Origin of the sequence: Brevibacillus sp. LEMMJ03, assembly GCF_007197875.1 — a bacterium.
GTDB lineage: Bacteria > Bacillota > Bacilli > Brevibacillales > Brevibacillaceae > Brevibacillus > Brevibacillus thermoruber.
This window is the reverse complement of record NZ_VKJN01000023.1, coordinates 15,050-32,710: the sequence shown is the minus strand read 5'-3', so window position 1 is coordinate 32,710 and position 17,661 is coordinate 15,050. Positions and strand designations below refer to the sequence as shown.

Below are 17,661 nucleotides of genomic sequence, written 5' to 3'. Positions count from 1 at the left end.
CTGCTGCAGTCTGGCCGCTTCTTGCGCTCTGCGTATATTTTCTTCCCGCACTGCCATGATTTCGTGAGCGTCCAACAGATCATCGATGTCGAACACATCCTCAACGACATCCCGGTGTTGCCAGAGACCGCCGAGGACAGGGGCGAACAGAAACTCGTCCACGTTAATCAGTCTTGCCGGGATGAAGTCAAGCCGGCCACTAGTCCACTCAGGCCGCTGTCTTGAAAAAAACCGGTCAGATTGAATCCGAGCGCGTGGATCGTCAGTTCCATGACGGCTGCCGTGTCGTCCTCCAGGTCCGCTACCCCAAACGAGCCGTTTTCGTTCAGCACCGGTGCGGGCCCGGCGGGCAACAGCTCGAAGCAGACCCGAAGAGCTTGCTCCTGGATGTAGTTGAAGTCTTTTTCCGACATTCTGGCGAGCGGCTCCAAAAAGCCCGAGATATCAAAGTCATCGGGGTTAAAATCCTCGATGCCTCCCGCCCTCAGTTTCATGCGAGAAAACATCGGCGCCAAAATCGAAGTCAACTTGATGATCATGAAAGAACCCACACGGGCCGAAAATTTCCGAATACGGAACTTCCGGCCCTTCACCTCAACGTCTTTGTAGTTCACGCGCGGTTGCATGCCGTTCCCTCCCTAAAAGTAAAAAGAGCTTTTAGGCTCTTCTTTAAAATGTATTGTTCTATGCGACTGTCTGATCGACGTCAGCTGCCATAAGCACCCAGCTCACCTGCTGCCCTTGTGCCTGGTACGGCTTATCCGGCAGCTTCTGGAAAGATACACCGGTCGAGCGGATCAAATCCTGCATGTACGGTGAACGAATCGTAAGGCTGATCCTAGCCCACTCGGATGCCGGCGCCTGCTCCAGGTAGTTGTACAACTTCGTCAGCCACTTGTTCAGATCGGATGTCTGTTGAACGGAAATTGTGTGGCTGCCATTGCGCCCAACAATCTTTGAGACCATGACCGACCCGTCGGCAGAGACATCATGCACCGTACGCTCAGTCGTCATGGTGGTAGTGATGCTGCCAAGACCTTTTCCAGTCGCCACGTACTGCCCTACCGACGGGTGCGAGATCACCAGCGATACGTCCTCAAAGCTGTATGTTGTATACGCCACTTACCTTCACATCCTTTCTAGCGGTTGACCGTCACATTAATAACCACATGTTCGATCGCCCCGGCCATCTTTACTGGTACATAAATCGGTGGAGCCTTCCGAGCTTCACGGTCTTCTTGCGTTTGGCTTGCGATGCTCTCGGCCAACACCAAGTATCCTTTCGACAGCGTATCGCCTCTTTGTAAGGTCAGCACAGGTGAGGCCTTCCACACACCCGGTGCAATGGCTCCCCGGACTACCGACTTTTCACACTGTTCCTCAATTGCGTTGATCAAAAGCGACATCCCGTCCTCGGTTTGCGGGATCTTTGCCGCTCGCACAAGAGCGTTGACCGCCCCGATCTGGATTTCTGCCGTGAGCATATCCAGATTCAGAACTTCGTCAAAGGGTACGCCGTTTGCCATAGTGCCCTGTACAAGCAGTTTGTAGTTGGTCCCGTAGTGCGTGTATGCGTTGCCGTTCAGGGCGAGGATTTTCTGCACCTCTGTCGTGGAGAGAGGCTCAGGGGTTACACCAACCAATGATTTGTAGGCCAACGTGTACGCAGAATTTGCTCCGCCGGTATTCGCGCCCATCGCATAACCCATTACGGCAGCCGCTGCATGCTCAGTGGTACTGAACATGCCGAATGTACGTTTGTAGCCGGCACCCTTCAATGCCTCCATGATGTTCCCCGGTGTCCCATTCTTCACGGCCTCGTCATTCGTCGTGTAGAAAAACGTCGACTCTGGTTTCATTGCTTCTACAGCTGCAGCTACCTCCTCGATCTCTTCGGGAGTCGCATTCACAACGTAGCAGCCATACCAGTCATTATTCGCGGCGCGGCAAGCATCTACGGCATCAACTGCCGTTTCCCCGGTCCCATCCCATCTGCCAACCACGAGTTTCGATGGAGTAGGAGATTGGCTGAAGTATAGTGCAGCCGCTTTGTACTCAGGTTCTTCGCCGGTCCAGCCATCAGACTTCATGCTTGCGAGGCTTGTATAAATCTTCACACGGTCCTGCGTGGAAATAACCGCTGACTTACCGACGATCAAGCCGATGTCGAAAGACCCGGCACTTTGCGCCTGCGGTGATACAGTGACGTTCACCTTTACGATGTCGTCAAGAGATTGCGCCAAGAAAAACACCTACCTTTCTTACCTGTTCGGGACAACTTTTACCTCTGCCGACTCGATGTAGTTGACCGAGGATGTGCGAACAACCTTCTCGTTAAACCGCGCAGTAAAAGTGGAGCGCTCCCACCATTGTCCGGCAAACAACTCCGGCAAACGGACGGGAGCGGTAACGCTGGTTACAAGACGCAGCGGAGCGAACAGTGCGGGATGGGTATATAAGCCAGATCGCACTCGGTCCGCATCGTCGAAACTATTCGGTCCATAAAAGGTCCATGTTACCTGATGCACCCTCGTGTAGCTGGCGACACGCTCGGCCGCGGTCTCACTCATCTTGTTGTACCCCACCTCGACCTGCTGTGTAATGGGCTCGTCAACACTTGCGATGAAAATAAAACCGACGTCTTCGTCATGCTTCCAGGCCGGGGCACCTTCTGCCGGGTACCCGATGCGAATCCGTTTTTGGCTTTTGTCTGCTACAGGATCAAGACCAAGACTCTTGATGGTGAACAGCCAAAAAATATTCTCGATCTCGGTTAACGAGAGTACCGTGTCCGCCATCTTTAATCACCTGCCATCCTTTCAGCCACAGCCTTGTAGTAGCCGTAGTCCCCATACGGGAAAACCTGCTTCACCCGGTACCGCTCGCCGCGCCATACGATCTGGTCGGACGTGCCGTCTTCTCGTGTCCTGAACAATTCCCGGTTGGCATAGAAGCACATCAAGCCTGAAACGCGATCACCCTCCGGCAGCTGCTCCATTGTTTCGGCGTCCGCTACAGTCACAACTCCTCTCATCGTCAGCTGTGTTTCGGTCAGCACCGTGCGGCCAGCGGACCAGGTAGCGGACTTGCGATGAACAACATAGGGCTGGGCTAAATTCGGGCTTGTGATGACACGACTTACGTTTATCACTTACATCAGTCCTTCACAACGTAGGTGATAGCTTTACGCAGCTCCCCGGTATCAATCAGGGGTTTATCGCTACCTTTTCTCTTTACAGTAGTCGGGGCGTTAGGAGGCCATCCATTTGCAGGGTTCGTAAACCAGTCCCGCGCGAAGTTTTGCCCCATCATGCCTGCTTTGTGCAGCTCAGGTGTCGGGTCGCCGCCCTCAAGGGCCACCTCCGACACCCTTCGCAACTGCTTGGCGATCGCCTCCTTGTTGTACTCGATGGCGGGTTCGAGAACCGGGCGCGGCGGTGAGTGCCAAAGTGGAGAACCATGTGTTTGCAGCCACAACTCATAGGCCTTGCTGTACGTCATCTCGCCGCTCTCCACTTTTGGATTCATCTCGTCACGCATGGCCTTTTGGCGTACGCCGTGTGTGTGCACATAAAGCAGCTGAGCGTTTGTGATGGCCTGGCCCGGTTCCTCAACCCTCTCGCCGCCTTCCGGGATTCCCACATACACTTGCTTCCTCGCCAGGCCGTCCAGGAGCTTCTTGATCTCGTTTGTCTTATCGATGCCCGTGGTGACATTGGACAGGGCGCTAAACATGGGTGCCACTCCTAGTAAACATAAATGCCACCTGCCCCGACTATCCTGCCGATCGTCGCGAGCTGCTGGCCATAGATAGTCAGCTTCCATGCAGCCCAACCGTCCAGATCCTGCGCAATCGCTGAATAATCGATGCTGGCCGATACGTCACCCGCTGACTCAGAAGTAACCAGCCCCCTAGTCTGTCCGGCGGCCAAGACCCCAGCAGCGCCGCTGTTCGGGTCTGCTGTGCCCTGGAGATAGAGGGTGCAGAAATGGGCGACAAACCAACCCATCGCAGTTCTCCAGTAAGCGTGCCAACGTGCCTGTCGAATGCTTGCGTTGGCCAGGTCGATGTACATTTGCGTGATCGCCTGCGGCACAACGTAGACCCCGTTAGCATCAGGACCGAACTGAGGGTACATAGCGAGGAAGTCATCATACGTAAATGGGGGGTTACTCCCTGGCCTGATATTTGAAGCGCGTCCGATAACCCCGGACGCGCTCAGACCCCCGTCATTTGCGATTGACATACGAGCTCACCTGCCTTTAGAGCTCATCATCAAGTACGTCGGTACCTTCCCCTTCTGTGGGGACGTCGAAACCTTCGCCTTCTGCAGGGAGGCCACCCTCTCCTGGTTCCTTAACCTTCTCGCTGGGATTTCCTTTTCTACCTCTCGTGGATGCTTTGCCTTTTCCACTCTCAGCTGCCTTTTCGTCTTGCTTGCTCTCGATCACAGTGACGTCACCGCTTATACTTGCCAACTTAAACATGGTCGACGCCGCGACCCAATCCGGTACATCAGCAAAGCTCTGAGACTGAACAACAACAGCGGGCTCATGGCCCGCCGGGTGATCAAATTGAAATGCTTTTTTCGCGAAGATACGCATGCGTTATACCCTCCTTAGATGCCGTCGCCGTAGCGAGCGCACTGGGTGTACAAGAACTTGACCTGGCCAATCTGGGCCGCATACGCGGTCAGGTACGCCATCTCGGTAACTTGCGGCTGCGTCATGACACGGCTCAGCGGCACAGTCAGGTCAAAGTTTACGCGGTCCTCGTCGTTGACGTAAGCAACCATCCGGTCCGTGCCGCCTGTGCCGGCCCCTGCGCACCAACGGGAAGGAGCAATCACAAGATCAACACCCTGGTTCTTGCCGATGTTGTTATCAAGCAGGAACTGCAGGATGGAGATATTCCCGGCTTCGCTCACTTTGGTTCCAACGAGATACGCATACTGCTGCGGCGGAATCAAAATGTGGTTCGCCATACCAGTCAGATCATACTCGGACGCCGCCCACGTTTCCGTGATAATCGTGTTGACGTCCGCCAGAATCTCATCCGGGGTTTTGCTGCTCCACTTGGTTTGGCCGGCAGCCCCCACGGAAACAGAGCGAGCCGTAATGTCCGGGTGGTTCACAATCCCGTAAACGCCCGCACGTGGTACCCCGGTGTAGACGATGTTGTCGATCGACTTGTTGTAGTTCAGTCGGATTCCTTTGTCCAAGATGTCGTCAAGGCTACGCCCGATTCCTTGCAGCTTTTGCTGGTCGACAAACGGAACCTTCAGGATGTTGGCGAAAGTGAAGACCTTGTAAACATCTTTGGTCGCGTCGGCCTGCATCACTGGGATGTCGTTGGTCTCTCCACCGATGATGCCATTCTCATTGCCGCCGGTCGTGGCGTAGTTGATAAACTGATTGGACGTGAACTCAACCCATCCGCCACCAGTTTTCGCCACGATGTCGCGCATCCAAGTTACACTGTTCAACGGTTCCAGGAGCCGCGGATCTCGCTTTTCCAGCTCCCCTACCAGGAAAGCCATCCCGGAACTGATCGCGGCGTCATTCATCATCATCGACGGCCCGAGGCCATCAATCGTGTGCACTTTGCGTGCCATAGGTGCTTTTGGTGCGTTCATATGTGCTCATCCCCCTTGATTACGGATTATTCCGCTGCAGAATCGTGACCTCGGCGACTTTATTAGCGTCGATCTTGTCCGTTTTCCACTTGACCCCGGGCAGCTTGACAGTGTTTGCTCCGTCTGCCGCTGCTTCGAACCCACCGACCACCCCGTCAGGAACTGCAGGGTTCTCGGCCACGCGCACATACACATCTCCGCCTGCAGTGGGTGTGCCCACATTGCAGAAAACCGTAACAGACCCGCGTACAATGACGTCGCACGGCTCTCCCGGTCGATAGAAACCTTGAGCAGCGAAATAGTCTGTAGACTGCTTTACTTCACGTACCGCAATGCCGGCGAAGGTTGCCGCTGTTCCGCCAGCCCCGAACTTGGAATAGGTATTGTCACTGTTCAGGACAACGGCGTCACCAAAGTTAATGTTTTCTGTGTCCGTCTCCCGGACCAAGCGGTTCGTGATGATCGCGTCAGCACTGCGTGAAACACTCCCGGGATAACCGAGATTCAAAGCCTTTCCAACTGCAAATCCTGGCATTTTTCATCCTTCCTTTCTTACGCTCTTAGGAGCGTTCCTTGTAGTGGGGATTGTGCTTCTTGGCGATGTTACGGCCAAGTTCCGCGATCAGCTGCTGACGATCAACAGTTTTTGTATCTAGGGCCGGCTGCGGTTTCTTTGGCGTGATGGCTGCGTACGTGTTCTTGACAGGCCGACTCTTGATGCTTGCGATTGCGGCGTCAGCAGCCCGTTTACGTACAACCGGATCCGGAATAGCCGCGATAATCGGCTTGATCGCTCTCAGCGCCTCGATCTTGTACGCGTTGTCCAGTACACTTTGCGGGCGGTAATCGGGATCAGATACCGGTCCTTCCTCGTCATCCATGTGCTCGACGGGGATTGTGTGGCTTTCTTCTTCGTCATCAGCGGCGGGTTCCAGTTTCGTTTCAAGTTCCGCAATCGCATCATCGATCTGCTGTTCCGGCGTTTTTTCGCTGTCCTTCGCCGCGTTTTCCGCGAGACTAGCTACAAGCTCTGTCAGCTTGGCAACTTGCTCGGCCAAAGCCTGGATTGCCGGGTCCTGAGAATCGGTCGCCCCTCCTTCTGGCTTCGGTTCCTCGTCAACCGTTCCTTTCTCTTCGACCAGTGCGTCCACAGCTTCTTTGATATCCTCCGGTTCGGCGTCCTGCGCAAACTGCTTCAGGCCGATAGCGGCCAGAAAATCAGTGACGCGCGAATGTTTCTTCGGCAGTGCAATCTTTTTTGCCATACTCATATCTCCTTTCAGGTTCGAGTTAAGATTCCCAAGCGCTTGGGAATTTGCATCTCTTATCGCAACTCGGTCACCAGCACGACCACTTTTTACAACAGCGACGTGGTTGCCTCGGATTTGCTTCTGTTGATACGTGCCGTCCTCCATAACCTCGTACACGCAATCGTAACCGCAGGACACCTCTCGTTTTCCGGCCTGAATCTCAGCGATGAGTGTCTGGTCGTACACAACAAGATCGGCAAGCAAAAGATCACTGTTTTCTCCCGTGCCTTGCCGGACATTTTGCACGGTACCTTTCGCATACCAAGTCGCATTTTCAGAGGTAACGGGTACAGGAGGATGCTCGTCGGTAACCACTTTGCCCTCGAAGCTGGCTATAGCAGCAGGGCTGAATACTTCTTCCGGGCTGCGATACACCTTCACAATTTCGCCCTTTTTGTCGTCCGCGCCAATCTCTTCGCCCAGGTATTCGTACCAGCCTGTCCGAGCGATTGGGACGTTATGACATATCAAAAAGCGTTCTGGGGTGACCGTCATGTTTGGGCTAAAGCGTGATCCGTAATATGCTCTCATACTTGTCTTTCACCTCCTTTCGGCCGCATTATGCGATCCGCTCGAACTGCCTCCTCGTCATGCGGTGAATCCGGCCACCGTAGTATACCTTGGCGGGCCAGCTGACTAGGTCCAGATCAATCACGGGCTCCGTAAAGCAGCGGCAGTTAAAGATATCGCCCGCATGGTAGTTCCCAAACGTACGTTTTTCCCCGTTCAGCCTTTCAGGACTTGGCGGATCCGTCCACTTCACAAGCACCCCGTCCATCAGCTTGTGCGAATCACGGACCCGGGAGTCTTCGCTGGTGCGCCAGATGTACCAGTTCACACCGATCTCCTCACTCCGCGCTCGCGTCAATGCGGTGGCCGTCTTACTCACTTCGGTCCTTGCGATCAGGTTCGCCTTGGCCTTTGACGTCTCGGGAAAGAACGCCTTAATCTGTTCCGCGATCTCGCTAGCCCTGGTCCCCTTCATGGCCTCCCGCAGGACATGCTCGTTTACCTGTTTTGCAATATCGAGAGGCAGTGACTTAATGATCGCCGCGTTACGCTCGACCTGGAACCTAACAGCGGCCCCAATCGGGCCTCGCAGCTCTTTTTGCAGCGCTGCAAAGATGAGACGCCCCTGGCTGTTATGTTTCGCTGCCTGCCTCCAGGTACGTCCAGCGTCGCTGAACAGGTGAGTCACCATCTTCAAAGCTGATGCCTCAGCGTATTCGGCAAATTGTGGGCTGTAAGCATAGTCCCGGACTCGGTCAAGCATTTCGGAAACGTCTTCTAATCCGGTCAAGGACTCGCCTAAACTTTTCAACGCTGCTTGTATCGCCCTGCGGTACGCCTGTTCGATTCGACGTCTCGGCGCCCAAAGTGAATTCGCCATAACTTAAATCACCACCAAACCCCTCCTCGCCTTGATGGGTGCTATCGTCTGCGTTCTCGATGTCCTCGTCCGTTATGTTGCTGAACATGCCGGTTGTGGTAGAGAGCTGCTTCAGCTCCTTCAGCGCCGTCTTTTGGCTGATGAGCCCAGCATTGTACACTTCGAGGATCGACTTGGTCTTCTTATCAGCCAAGTCGGCGATTTCTTCATCATCCGGTGTGCGGATCGGGTTGAACGTATACTCCAGGTCGTCCGGGATCGCGCCAAACTCGGACATGCACATGATGGGGAGAAGCTTATCCAGCACCGGGCCGAGGATGGACTCCTGCTGCTGCTGAATCACCTCGTAGTAGTTTTGCATGTCACTTTCCCCGGTTGCATTCATGCCAGCGGGGGAGCGTCCAAATAATTTCGTAACCGGGATCTGGCACGCACCGGCAATATCGAGCATGAAACTCTCGTAGATATCATTCAGGCCGGAGAACGTATACTGATGCGTCTCAAAGCTATCGTCTTTGTTCAACAAATAAAGGCCCATGTTTGACATGAGCCAATTTTGTGCCTGTAACGTGTTGTACAGTTCTCGCTGTGCCTGTTCATCCCCGACTCCCAGCATTTCGCCTAGGTCTGACATCTTCAACACGCGAAGGTTGGCCAAGAAGATCAGCTGCGCGATGTTCCAGGACGTGTTATCGCGTTTCTTCAGCTCGTCGAAGACGACTTCCACTTCAGACGCGCCCCAGTACGACTCCGCGAGCTTCTCCCAATATGGCAGCTCCCGCCCGATAAACCGAACGATTCGGCTGTGATGCACTCTCTGCGTGCGGCCGTCCTCCATGGTAACCTGATAGCTCTCAGGCAGGCCGAATTCAGGGTCGTCGATGTTGGCGACCAGCTCTGCGCTGGGAGACACTCCGGACCAGCGATCCAGGATCAGCAATCCCTTAAAGGAGCCTGGCATTATCGTGTCAAAGTCCAACGGCTCATGAAGGATATCCTCATGACCCTCGATCATGATGACACCAACCGCACCGCCATACAGCCGACCCCACTTTAAACCGGTCAGTATCTTTTGCCGTACCCGGCGCACACGCCAAAGCTTGTTCAGCTTGCGGATCTCGTCAGGCGGCAGCTGAGTCGTGATGGTGATCCAGTTGCGCGTCATATCCTCCGGGATCACGTCGATGATTTTCCGCACGATCCAGTTATTGCGATACAGACTGTTCATCAGCTGGTAGTTCTGCGTAAGCCGGGTTAACGGGTATTCCGTGCCCTCCATGAGATTCGGTGTACCGTACCCCAGCCGCGCCAGAACGTTGGAAAAAGCGTCGGTGGTCAGGCCCCTGGGCATCTTTGGCTCGGGCCTCTTAGGCGGCTGCCTAGCGTCCCTTGTAGCGCTTCGCTCGCGTCTGGTCATTGGCGTCCTCCTTTCTTACCCCAGAAGACGTCTGGGTTTGATTACAGTTTTCGTGAAGTATCTGATCGCGTCCATACTGTGGTCATTCTGCTTCAGGGGCTTTTCCTTACCGTGTTCAGCCGACTTTTCATCCCACACATAGCTGGCACGCTCCTTCAGGAAGTTCGGGCAGTTCCGCCGATGTACGCGCAGTTTTCGTTTTGCGATCATCGTGGACGTCATCCGGATTCCGTCTTCCACGTTGTTTTCCGCATCCTTTACCCGGTACCCGCGGTTGCGGAGCGCGGCTTTGAAGCTTGCCGCTGATGGGTCAAGAATCACGTAGAGAGGAGGAGTTTCCGTCCCGACGAACTTCACAAAATCGTCGGCATACTGGCTGTCTTCTTTCTGGACACCTTTTGCGCGGCCGTCGTAATAGTACTCGTTTACGATCCAGCACGTATCGCCATCGTCCCAGATGTCCAAAAACACCATGGGATTGCTGGTGCCGTAGTCGACGGCGATATACCTGCGAGCTCTGGCCTTGAAGCCAAGTGAAAGGTCGTCATCATCGAATGTGTTCAGGTCATCATCCCACATGTCGTAGATGATCCCCTCAGCCAACACCCATAAGCCGAGGATATACCGCTGATAGAAGATGCCGGTAAACATACGCTTGTAGAATTCTTTGCGCTCTTCCGAAAGCGACAGGTTGTCGTCCATCGTGAAGTGGAGGTGGAGCGCGTTTTTCTTCTCAAGCTGATCCAACCACGCAAGCTTGAACCAGTGGTACGGGCCGGCCGGGTTACAGTTAAACCACTGTTTTGCCCCCGTTACGGAGCAGCGGGCAACAGCCTGGTTTACGAAAGACTCCGGCATCAGGGCAACCTCATCGAAGAACATACCCGCCAGCGTGATCCCTTGGATCAGGTCTTGGCTGCGCTCGTCTTTTCCGCCAAACAGGAAAAAGTAGTTCGTCACTCTGCCGCGTCTGATCGTGAGCATGTTGTCAGTCAAGCTGTCGTGCACGTAGTACCCACGGCTCTTGAGCATCTGCTTCAGTGGACCGATTACATTCCTGCGAAGCGCTCCGATCGTCTTCCCGGCCATCCCGAATTGCTCATGCTGAAACATCTCCATCGCCCAACAGACGTAGCTGAAGGACATTGCGACGGTCTTTCCGGCGCGTACCGACCCGTCGCAAATGATCGCGTTTTTGTTGTGGTGCGGGCTCTCCGGCATCCACCACGTGAGCACCTGGAGTTGTTTGACGGAAAACGGCTTCCAGCGAAACGTCGAAGCCTTAACCTTCAGTCTCGCTTTCATGCTGCCATACCTCCAGCGCTTTCCCTTTCAGCGCGTCAATAAATCCGTCATCCTGGGCGCCTTCCTCATCGCCTTTCACCATGGCTATTTCGGCTTTGAGCTTTTCAATCCGCAGACGCTGCTCCTCTGTGGCCAAGTCGGATCGGCACAGCTCTTCATACTTCGCGATCATGTTCTGGAGTGTTGACATGGCCCGGGACTGAGCCTGCAGGAACGTTGCATGTTTGTCCCAGGCATGCTGCAACTCCCACTCAACCTCGTCTCCAAACATGCCCGGTTTCTGTCTTTTTAGTACGCGCGTCAAGTCTTGCTGATCACGGACGAACATGATCTTTTGAGCCCGCGCGATCGCCGTGTACTGAATGACAATGTTCTCCCAAAGAATGTCCAGGGGACTTTTCACGCCGATCTCTCCTATGACGGCATGCGTCTCCTCGTCGTCTGGGAAAATACGACGAAAAAAGCCGTGGGTGACTGCATTGCTGTTTCCTTTCGGCGCAGCTCCGCCTCTGTTCCCTACGGCGTATTTGTTTCCTTTCGGAGCCCCCGGCCCACCTTTGCGTTTGGAAGCGTTACTTTGTCTGTTATCGGTAACGTTACTTTTCGGATTGGTAACGTTACCTTTCAGTTTGTCATCCCAGTTGTCCTGGTTCTTCCACTTGCGAATTTGCGAGTCGGACACGCCCAAGACTTGAGCGATATCCCTCAACTTCATAGTGCCGGCGCTGTTTACCCACAGATCGAAAGCTTTATCTCTGTTTGGGCTTCGTTCTCTTGCCACTACATGTCACCTCACCGCCCTTAAACTGGAAAATGAAAGGCTGTTACCGTGCATAAGATATACATAATGCCCCTGAAAAAGTTTACATAATCCTCGCTATCGGACCCACTAGAAAAGTACAAAAACCCTCAAAAACACTAAACCTCCAAGGGTTTTATGCCCCTACTCGACTTTTATCAGACGGTGTATGTTTATGCACTCTTGATTTTTCGGCATTTTGGCTTATTTCCCGAAGGCAAGTATGCATAAAATCCTGCATAAAGAACTTCCATTTTTTCCAAATTCGTGGCGCCGACATAGTGTTTGTTTTGTATGTGCCTCACTTGCTTCGGCGTGAGGCAGCCGCCGCGAGCCATCCTTATGCCTGCTGCGGTCACAGGCCGTAGGAGGTAGTGCAGCCGACTGGCGGGATACCAGCCAACCGACAAGCATTTGCCCCTGCTTGCCGCAAAAGGTACGTGTCACTGCACACTTGGGGCAGGATTGGCGTGTTCGAATATGAGGCACACTGGACGGGGAGCGAGGTGGCCGACGCCGTATGTCTCGCGATTATTTCCCCGCGCACTGCGCTTCAAGCTTGCGTTGCCACTTGCGCTTTTCCTTCTCGCGGAAGGCCAGCACGCAGTCTTCCCACTCTCTCACTGGCAACGTGATCTGGATAATTTTCATGCGACCCCTCCAAAAACAAAAGCCACCCGTTCATCGGATGGCTCGAATTGCTTTGTATAATTTTCCACGTTATCATACTAACACGGGCCGGTTGAAAAGAAAATGAACTCTTTTTGAAACGAAATTGAAGTCAGTAGAGCTCAACCCCATCAACGCCAAATATCAGTACTGACAAGGTTTTTGTAGCATTTTTTACATCGTTGTAGACGGTTCTCGGCTCAATTTTGTGAAATTCAGCTAGCTCCTCGACTGTTCGTTTTTCCTCTGCGATGTACAGCTCGTAGATGATTTGATACCGCCTCATGTCTTCTGACTGCCCTGACGTTTCACACATCAACTTGTAAACGTCCAGCATTTTTTGGATGAATTGGACCATCGCCAGCGTCCGCTTTTTGCTACGCTTGATTGCCTCGATCGCCAGCTCATCAGTGTAGAGTTCTTCAAGGGCTTCTGCCCTCTCCAATGCCGACAACTTTTCCTTCACGCCCTCGCTGTGTTTTACGAACGACCGGTAATGCTTCAACAACAGTTTTGTATTACGCAGCCGCCAATCCTTTTTCGCCTTCTGCTGCTTCTGCTTTTCTTTCTCTTGAAAGTCCAGTACTGCTTGTACAGCTACACGGGCAATCTCTTCAAGCATTTGCGGACTTAATACTTGTTTTTGCGCCATTCTGCTCACCCTCCTGTTGCTCGGTCAAGTTCATGCTCCCTTAACCTTCTCGACTCTCGCTTTCAGCGCATCCATCAACCGATCTTGCGTACTACTCTTGTCCTCCAAAGCGGCCATGACGTCCTCGTCGACCCCGCCTTCCACGGTCAAGTGGTGCACGATCACTTTCTCCGTCTGGCCTTGCCGATGCAGCCGCTTGTTGGCCTGCTCGTACAGTTCCAGGCTCCAGTTCAGCCCGAACCATATCACGTGATTTCCGCCTTGCTGCAAATTCAGACCGTATGCCGCGCTGGCCGGGTGCGCCAACAGGATGTCGATCTGCCGATTGTTCCAGTCTGTCTCGTCTTGCGGTCCTTTCAACTCGCGTACCCGCAAGCCGGATCCGGCCAGCGCCTTTTTGATGCGGTCCAGATCATGCTGGAAGTTGTAAAACACCAGGGCCGGTTTCCCGTTCAGGCCTTCCACCAGCTCCAGGAACGCTTCGATCTTGCACTTGTGGATCTCGACGATATTCCGGTCCTCGTCGTAAACGGCCCCGTTGCACAGTTGCAGCAGCTTGTTCGTCAGGACAGCTGCGCTTCCCGCGTCGATCGTGCTTTCGTCCACCTGCAGCAACATCTCGCGCTCCAGCTTTTCATAGGCCGCTTTTGCCTTGCTGTCCAACACTACCGGCACCACATTCGGGATAAGATCCGGCAGCTCCAGGTAGTCCTCGGCTTTCATGCTGACGCAAATATCACCGATCAGCTGCCTGATCACCTCTTCGGCCCCTGGCTTCGGCGCGTAGCTGTATATCCGATCGCGGTCGCGCTGGTCCGGCTCGAAGTACCGTTCCCGGAATCCCCCGATCGTTTTCCCCAACCGCTGCCCCTCATCCAGCAGGTACACCTGGGCCCACAAGTCCAACAGCCCGTTCGGCGCCGGCGTACCGGTCAGCCCGACGATACGGCGAATATGTTTGCGCACCCACGTCAATGCCTTGAACCGTTTGGCCTGGTGATTTTTGAAGCTGCTGAACTCGTCCACCACTACCATGTCGAACGGCCAGGCGTTCCGGTAATATTCGACCAACCATGGCACGTTCTCACGGTTGATCACGTAGATATCGGCCGGCGTATTCAGTGCCCGAATCCGTTTGGCGGCCGATCCAATCACCGGCACCACGCGCAGCAGTTTCAGGTGATCCCACTTCGACGCCTCTTTGCTCCAGGTGGCTTCTGCCACTTTTTTCGGGGCGATAACCAGCACTTTACTCACAGCAAACCGGTTGTATTTCAGGTCGTTGATCGCGGTTAGCGTAATCACCGTCTTGCCGAGGCCCATATCCAAGAAGAGTCCTAAAGCTTCGTCCGTCAGCAGCCGGTTGATGCAATACCGCTGATACGCATGCGGGACAAATCTCATCAGCTCTCAGCCCTTCCGGTGCCGTACTGCCGAACGAATTCGTCCACGCCTTGCTTGCTGTCAATGACGGCGACCTGAAACCCTAAAGCCCTGATCTTTTCCGCTTGCGCTTGTTGCAGCGCCGTCGGTTTCTTACCCGGTGCCTTTAACTCGGCGAACGCCGCCTGGCCGCCCGGGAACAGCACCAACCTGTCAGGTACTCCGGCGTTGCCGGGTGAAACGAATTTGTACGCCCGGCCGCCTGCTGCTCGAACCTGTTCACGCAAGTATTTTTCTATGTCGCGCTCGCGCATGTTCATTCCTCCGATCAAAATCCCAAGCATTGTGAATTTGGCCCGCTGTTCACCTGTTCACTTTTTTCACTTACGCGCGTATACACATATGCAATTAGGCGTATTAGGCGTGTACGCGTGCCCCCATTCTCTCTAATTCCTCTATATTCTTCTATTTACATACAAACAAGGTGAACAAAGTGAACAAATAATAGTAATGCCTTAGTACGACTGAATTTTCGTGTTCACTTTGTATGTTCACTTTCTCATTTTTCAAAGTGAACAAGGTGAACATTCCAAAATTTACAAGGTGAACAAAATGTCTTTTTTCGCGGGTAGAAGGTGAACACCTTAAAACCATCTACCTGCGGCAAGAACCTGAACAACTACGCACGGATAAACCCGCCTTTCACTCGGCCGTAACACCCATAGCGGTAGACATCGTTGTGCTTCTTCCACCCTGGAATTCGTTCTAATATGGCGTTTATGGCGACCGTGTCGGCTCGTCGCATGTTTTTTAGGTCACCGCCAAGGCATTCACACCAGACCTCAGCCGCGCAGATCCGATCCCGTTCGACCGTTTCAACGTTTCCACGTTCGAAGTCGCCGGCCCAATACATGCGCCTTTCACCCAGCGTCCGTTTTTCCCAGCCAACCGGCACCCGGCGTTCCACGAATTCACGAATAATGCCTTCCCGTGGATCTGTCTCCCGATGCTGCTCCTGCTGCCGTTTTGCCTCTTCCTCAAGCTCTCCGGACAGATACAATGGCTCACCAGCCTGCCAGTAGACGAATGCCTCTGCCCAAATCTGGTCCACTTCGGCTTCCAGTTGTCCAAACACGCTTTTCGTCGGTTGCTGTACGCCAACGTCAACTGGCCAAAACCGCCTGTTTCCGGTCGCGTCCCTCAGAAACTCGTCATTGTTGGTTGTCCCGAAAAACACGCACCGCCGGGGAAACGTCTGTGTCCGCCGCGCAAACGGCGCCCGGTAGATGTCCTCCGTTCGGCTCAAAAACTGTTTCACTGCGTTTACTTCGACCTTCGACATGCCCGCCAGCTCGCCGATCTCGTTAATCCAAATGCCCTGCAGCATCTCCGACGCTTCCTTGCCCTCGAACGTCTGGAGGCTATCCGAAAACCAGCGGCGACCAAGTAGGCGCAGCAATGTGCTCTTCCCGAGCCCCTGCGGGCCGGTCAAAATCGGCATTGTATCGTATTTGCAGCCGGGTACCATCGCGCGGGCCACGGCTGCAACGATCGATTTCCGCGTCACGGCCCGCGTGTACGCAGTATCGGCTGCGCCCAAGTAGTCGATGAACAGTGTGTCCAGCCGGCGCACTCCGTCCCAGCTCAGCCCGGCCAGGTACGCCTTTACGTCGTCAAACGAATGCCGATGCGCGCACAACGCGACCGCGTCCAGAATCCGGCGCTCGCCCGTGATCCCGTACGTCCGTTCCAGGTAGTGCCGCAAGCCGGCATCGTCAAGATCGGTCCACGGCCGCCGGTCTTCGCGCAGATCCCACGGCACCGGCCCCAACACGACGCCACGGTTGGCGAATTCGTCGAAAGCGATTTTGCCTTTCAACAGTGGGTCATGCTCCAGGATAATGAGTACGTTGTCCGTCGTTTTCACCGGCATCCCGGTGGTAGAGCTTATCTGCAGTTTGCTGATCCAGCTCTTGTCGTTAACGTCGGCAGTCGTCGCATCCCCTTCGGCGGCCGCCGCGGTGAAATCGGCCACCGCCCGCTCGTACCGTTCCTGGTTCATCAGCGCCGCGACGCCGGCGTCCTGCAGCGCGAACTCGCACATGGCCGTAAACGATGGCAACCGGTTCGTCGGCGTGTCTGGCTTCGCTTCGTCATCCAGCTCGCCGAACTTGTGCAGGCGGACAAGGTCGAAGGCGTTCACCAGGCGGCCGCTGCACGGGTCCGTGGCGTGGTGGCTGTATAGAAACTGGCCGTTGTCGTACACGATCGCCCCGCCGGTCGTGCTGCCGCCGGCGTAGGTGAACCGGCCGCTGCCGTCGTCTGTCGGGATGTACACGCCTGGCAGGAAGGTTTCCATCGCCTTGTAGATGTCGTACTGCCGGCAGAACGCCCCGACAATGCCTTGCTTGGCGGTCGGGTCCCCCTGCTTGGTCGCCAGCCGGACGTGTGACTGGGAAGTACCGGGCACCTGCGGCCACTCCGCCACGTTGCGCCAGTCGGTGTACATCGCCAGCAGGCCGTCCGCGTCCAAAAACGGCTTGTCGCCGTAGTGGAACACGTATTGACTGTCTGCGCAGCAGCTTGGCCAGTACATGAGCCTGTGGGCCTCGAACGTCGACGGGTCGCACAGCTCAATCCCAATGATCGACGCCAGCTTTCGCGCCAACGGTTCGTACTCGTCTGCCGTGGCCGTTCGGTTGAGGGGCACAAGCACGCGGAGGCGCGGCCTGGCCTCCTCGTGCTTGCGTGTGCTGTAGACGGCGTACGCGCACCCCAGGGCGTCGATACGGCGCAGCGTGTCCGCCGTGCCGCCGGCCGGGATGTTGTCCAGGTCAAGCGTGATGACGTCCCGACCGGTCACAGCGCTGGCCTTGCGCCGGTTGCCCGCCAGCGTCCCGGCCACGAAACCGCCGACGTCTTTCAGTTCATCTTGTTTGCTTTTCGGCAGCTTGAGGTATTCGGCTAGCGTTTCGGTACCGCGCACCACCACCCGCAGCCGGTCTACCAGTTCCGACCAGTAGATGTTTTGCGCGGGCCAGTAGGTTGCCTTGCGGCTGCCGGCAGAAGATATGGTTAGTTGTCGGTCGTTCATCATGGG

The 17,661-nt window shown here is 54.9% G+C and carries 19 protein-coding genes; all 19 read right to left on the bottom strand.

Annotation, left to right across the window (positions count from 1 at the left end; genetic code table 11):
• Positions 1-167: 167 nt before the first annotated feature.
• The 19 genes from FOI68_RS20655 to FOI68_RS20565 all read right to left on the bottom strand — a co-directional run bounded on the left by FOI68_RS20655 (position 168) and on the right by FOI68_RS20565 (position 17,658).
• The gene (locus tag FOI68_RS20655) at positions 168-626 is read right to left on the bottom strand and encodes a phage tail assembly chaperone (protein ID WP_035295128.1); all 459 of its coding nucleotides are present in this window, start codon (positions 624-626) and stop codon (positions 168-170) included.
• Positions 627-684: 58 nt separating this feature from the next.
• Positions 685-1,122 (bottom strand): tail tube family protein, encoded by a 438-nt coding sequence (locus FOI68_RS20650; protein ID WP_035295130.1) that lies wholly within the window; start codon positions 1,120-1,122, stop codon positions 685-687.
• 17 nt (positions 1,123-1,139) lie between these two features.
• Entirely contained in the window at positions 1,140-2,243 is a 1,104-nt protein-coding gene (locus FOI68_RS20645; RefSeq protein ID WP_143864158.1) for a DUF3383 family protein, read from the bottom strand.
• 18 nt (positions 2,244-2,261) lie between these two features.
• On the bottom strand, positions 2,262-2,798 hold the full coding sequence (locus tag FOI68_RS20640) for a phage neck terminator protein (protein ID WP_035295132.1): 537 nt from the start codon (positions 2,796-2,798) through the stop codon (positions 2,262-2,264).
• 2 nt (positions 2,799-2,800) lie between these two features.
• Positions 2,801-3,151 carry a hypothetical protein gene (locus FOI68_RS20635; protein ID WP_035295133.1) on the bottom strand — a complete coding sequence of 117 codons (351 nt, stop codon included), beginning with the start codon at positions 3,149-3,151 and terminating at the stop codon, positions 2,801-2,803.
• A 5-nt stretch (positions 3,152-3,156) separates the two neighbouring features.
• Positions 3,157-3,735, bottom strand: coding sequence for a phage virion morphogenesis protein (locus FOI68_RS20630; protein ID WP_035295135.1), 579 nt, complete (start codon positions 3,733-3,735; stop codon positions 3,157-3,159).
• 11 nt (positions 3,736-3,746) lie between these two features.
• A complete protein-coding gene (locus FOI68_RS20625) occupies positions 3,747-4,139 on the bottom strand; it encodes a DUF4054 domain-containing protein (protein ID WP_255433749.1) in 393 nt (130 codons plus the stop codon).
• 124 nt (positions 4,140-4,263) lie between these two features.
• Positions 4,264-4,605: a hypothetical protein gene (locus tag FOI68_RS20620; RefSeq protein ID WP_143864157.1), complete on the bottom strand. Its 342-nt coding sequence runs from the start codon at positions 4,603-4,605 to the stop codon at positions 4,264-4,266.
• Between the two features lie 14 nt (positions 4,606-4,619).
• Entirely contained in the window at positions 4,620-5,636 is a 1,017-nt protein-coding gene (locus FOI68_RS20615) for a DUF2184 domain-containing protein (protein WP_221935131.1), read from the bottom strand.
• A 19-nt stretch (positions 5,637-5,655) separates the two neighbouring features.
• Positions 5,656-6,171, bottom strand: coding sequence for a structural cement protein Gp24 (locus FOI68_RS20610; protein WP_143864156.1), 516 nt, complete (start codon positions 6,169-6,171; stop codon positions 5,656-5,658).
• Positions 6,172-6,196: 25 nt separating this feature from the next.
• Positions 6,197-7,477, bottom strand: coding sequence for a DUF2213 domain-containing protein (locus tag FOI68_RS20605; RefSeq protein ID WP_143864155.1), 1,281 nt, complete (start codon positions 7,475-7,477; stop codon positions 6,197-6,199).
• Between the two features lie 28 nt (positions 7,478-7,505).
• Entirely contained in the window at positions 7,506-8,219 is a 714-nt protein-coding gene (locus FOI68_RS20600) for a phage head morphogenesis protein (protein WP_197058187.1), read from the bottom strand.
• Positions 8,212-9,753, bottom strand: coding sequence for a phage portal protein (locus FOI68_RS20595; RefSeq protein ID WP_143864154.1), 1,542 nt, complete (start codon positions 9,751-9,753; stop codon positions 8,212-8,214). Before FOI68_RS20595 ends, FOI68_RS20600 begins: the two co-directional genes overlap by 8 nt.
• Positions 9,754-9,768: 15 nt before the next feature.
• On the bottom strand, positions 9,769-11,058 hold the full coding sequence (locus FOI68_RS20590; protein ID WP_143864153.1) for a PBSX family phage terminase large subunit: 1,290 nt from the start codon (positions 11,056-11,058) through the stop codon (positions 9,769-9,771).
• On the bottom strand, positions 11,036-11,839 hold the full coding sequence (terS, locus tag FOI68_RS20585; RefSeq protein ID WP_143864152.1) for a phage terminase small subunit: 804 nt from the start codon (positions 11,837-11,839) through the stop codon (positions 11,036-11,038). The genes FOI68_RS20590 and terS overlap by 23 nt, the downstream gene beginning before the upstream one ends.
• Before the next feature lie 799 nt (positions 11,840-12,638).
• The gene (locus FOI68_RS20580; protein ID WP_051967788.1) at positions 12,639-13,178 is read right to left on the bottom strand and encodes an HTH domain-containing protein; all 540 of its coding nucleotides are present in this window, start codon (positions 13,176-13,178) and stop codon (positions 12,639-12,641) included.
• Positions 13,179-13,208: 30 nt separating this feature from the next.
• Positions 13,209-14,582 carry a DEAD/DEAH box helicase gene (locus FOI68_RS20575; RefSeq protein WP_143864151.1) on the bottom strand — a complete coding sequence of 458 codons (1,374 nt, stop codon included), beginning with the start codon at positions 14,580-14,582 and terminating at the stop codon, positions 13,209-13,211.
• The gene (locus FOI68_RS20570) at positions 14,582-14,875 is read right to left on the bottom strand and encodes a PDDEXK family nuclease (protein ID WP_143864150.1); all 294 of its coding nucleotides are present in this window, start codon (positions 14,873-14,875) and stop codon (positions 14,582-14,584) included. The genes FOI68_RS20575 and FOI68_RS20570 overlap by 1 nt, the downstream gene beginning before the upstream one ends.
• Positions 14,876-15,240: 365 nt before the next feature.
• Positions 15,241-17,658: a virulence-associated E family protein gene (locus FOI68_RS20565; RefSeq protein ID WP_143864149.1), complete on the bottom strand. Its 2,418-nt coding sequence runs from the start codon at positions 17,656-17,658 to the stop codon at positions 15,241-15,243.
• Positions 17,659-17,661: the final 3 nt, after the last annotated feature.

Bases quoted from the DNA above. Each gene is read 5' to 3' on its own strand.
- FOI68_RS20655 (WP_035295128.1), bottom strand. From the start codon at position 626: ATGCAACCGCGCGTGAACTACAAAGACGTTGAGGTGAAGGGCCGGAAG.
- FOI68_RS20640 (WP_035295132.1), bottom strand. From the start codon at position 2,798: ATGGCGGACACGGTACTCTCGTTAACCGAGATCGAGAATATTTTTTGG.
- FOI68_RS20630 (WP_035295135.1), bottom strand. From the start codon at position 3,735: ATGTTTAGCGCCCTGTCCAATGTCACCACGGGCATCGATAAGACAAAC.
- FOI68_RS20625 (WP_255433749.1), bottom strand. From the start codon at position 4,139: ATGTACCCTCAGTTCGGTCCTGATGCTAACGGGGTCTACGTTGTGCCG.
- FOI68_RS20620 (WP_143864157.1), bottom strand. From the start codon at position 4,605: ATGCGTATCTTCGCGAAAAAAGCATTTCAATTTGATCACCCGGCGGGC.
- FOI68_RS20615 (WP_221935131.1), bottom strand. From the start codon at position 5,636: ATGAACGCACCAAAAGCACCTATGGCACGCAAAGTGCACACGATTGAT.
- FOI68_RS20610 (WP_143864156.1), bottom strand. From the start codon at position 6,171: ATGCCAGGATTTGCAGTTGGAAAGGCTTTGAATCTCGGTTATCCCGGG.
- FOI68_RS20605 (WP_143864155.1), bottom strand. From the start codon at position 7,477: ATGAGAGCATATTACGGATCACGCTTTAGCCCAAACATGACGGTCACC.
- FOI68_RS20600 (WP_197058187.1), bottom strand. From the start codon at position 8,219: ATGCTTGACCGAGTCCGGGACTATGCTTACAGCCCACAATTTGCCGAA.
- FOI68_RS20595 (WP_143864154.1), bottom strand. From the start codon at position 9,753: ATGACCAGACGCGAGCGAAGCGCTACAAGGGACGCTAGGCAGCCGCCT.
- FOI68_RS20590 (WP_143864153.1), bottom strand. From the start codon at position 11,058: ATGAAAGCGAGACTGAAGGTTAAGGCTTCGACGTTTCGCTGGAAGCCG.
- FOI68_RS20580 (WP_051967788.1), bottom strand. From the start codon at position 13,178: ATGGCGCAAAAACAAGTATTAAGTCCGCAAATGCTTGAAGAGATTGCC.
- FOI68_RS20575 (WP_143864151.1), bottom strand. From the start codon at position 14,582: ATGAGATTTGTCCCGCATGCGTATCAGCGGTATTGCATCAACCGGCTG.
- FOI68_RS20570 (WP_143864150.1), bottom strand. From the start codon at position 14,875: ATGCGCGAGCGCGACATAGAAAAATACTTGCGTGAACAGGTTCGAGCA.
- FOI68_RS20565 (WP_143864149.1), bottom strand. From the start codon at position 17,658: ATGATGAACGACCGACAACTAACCATATCTTCTGCCGGCAGCCGCAAG.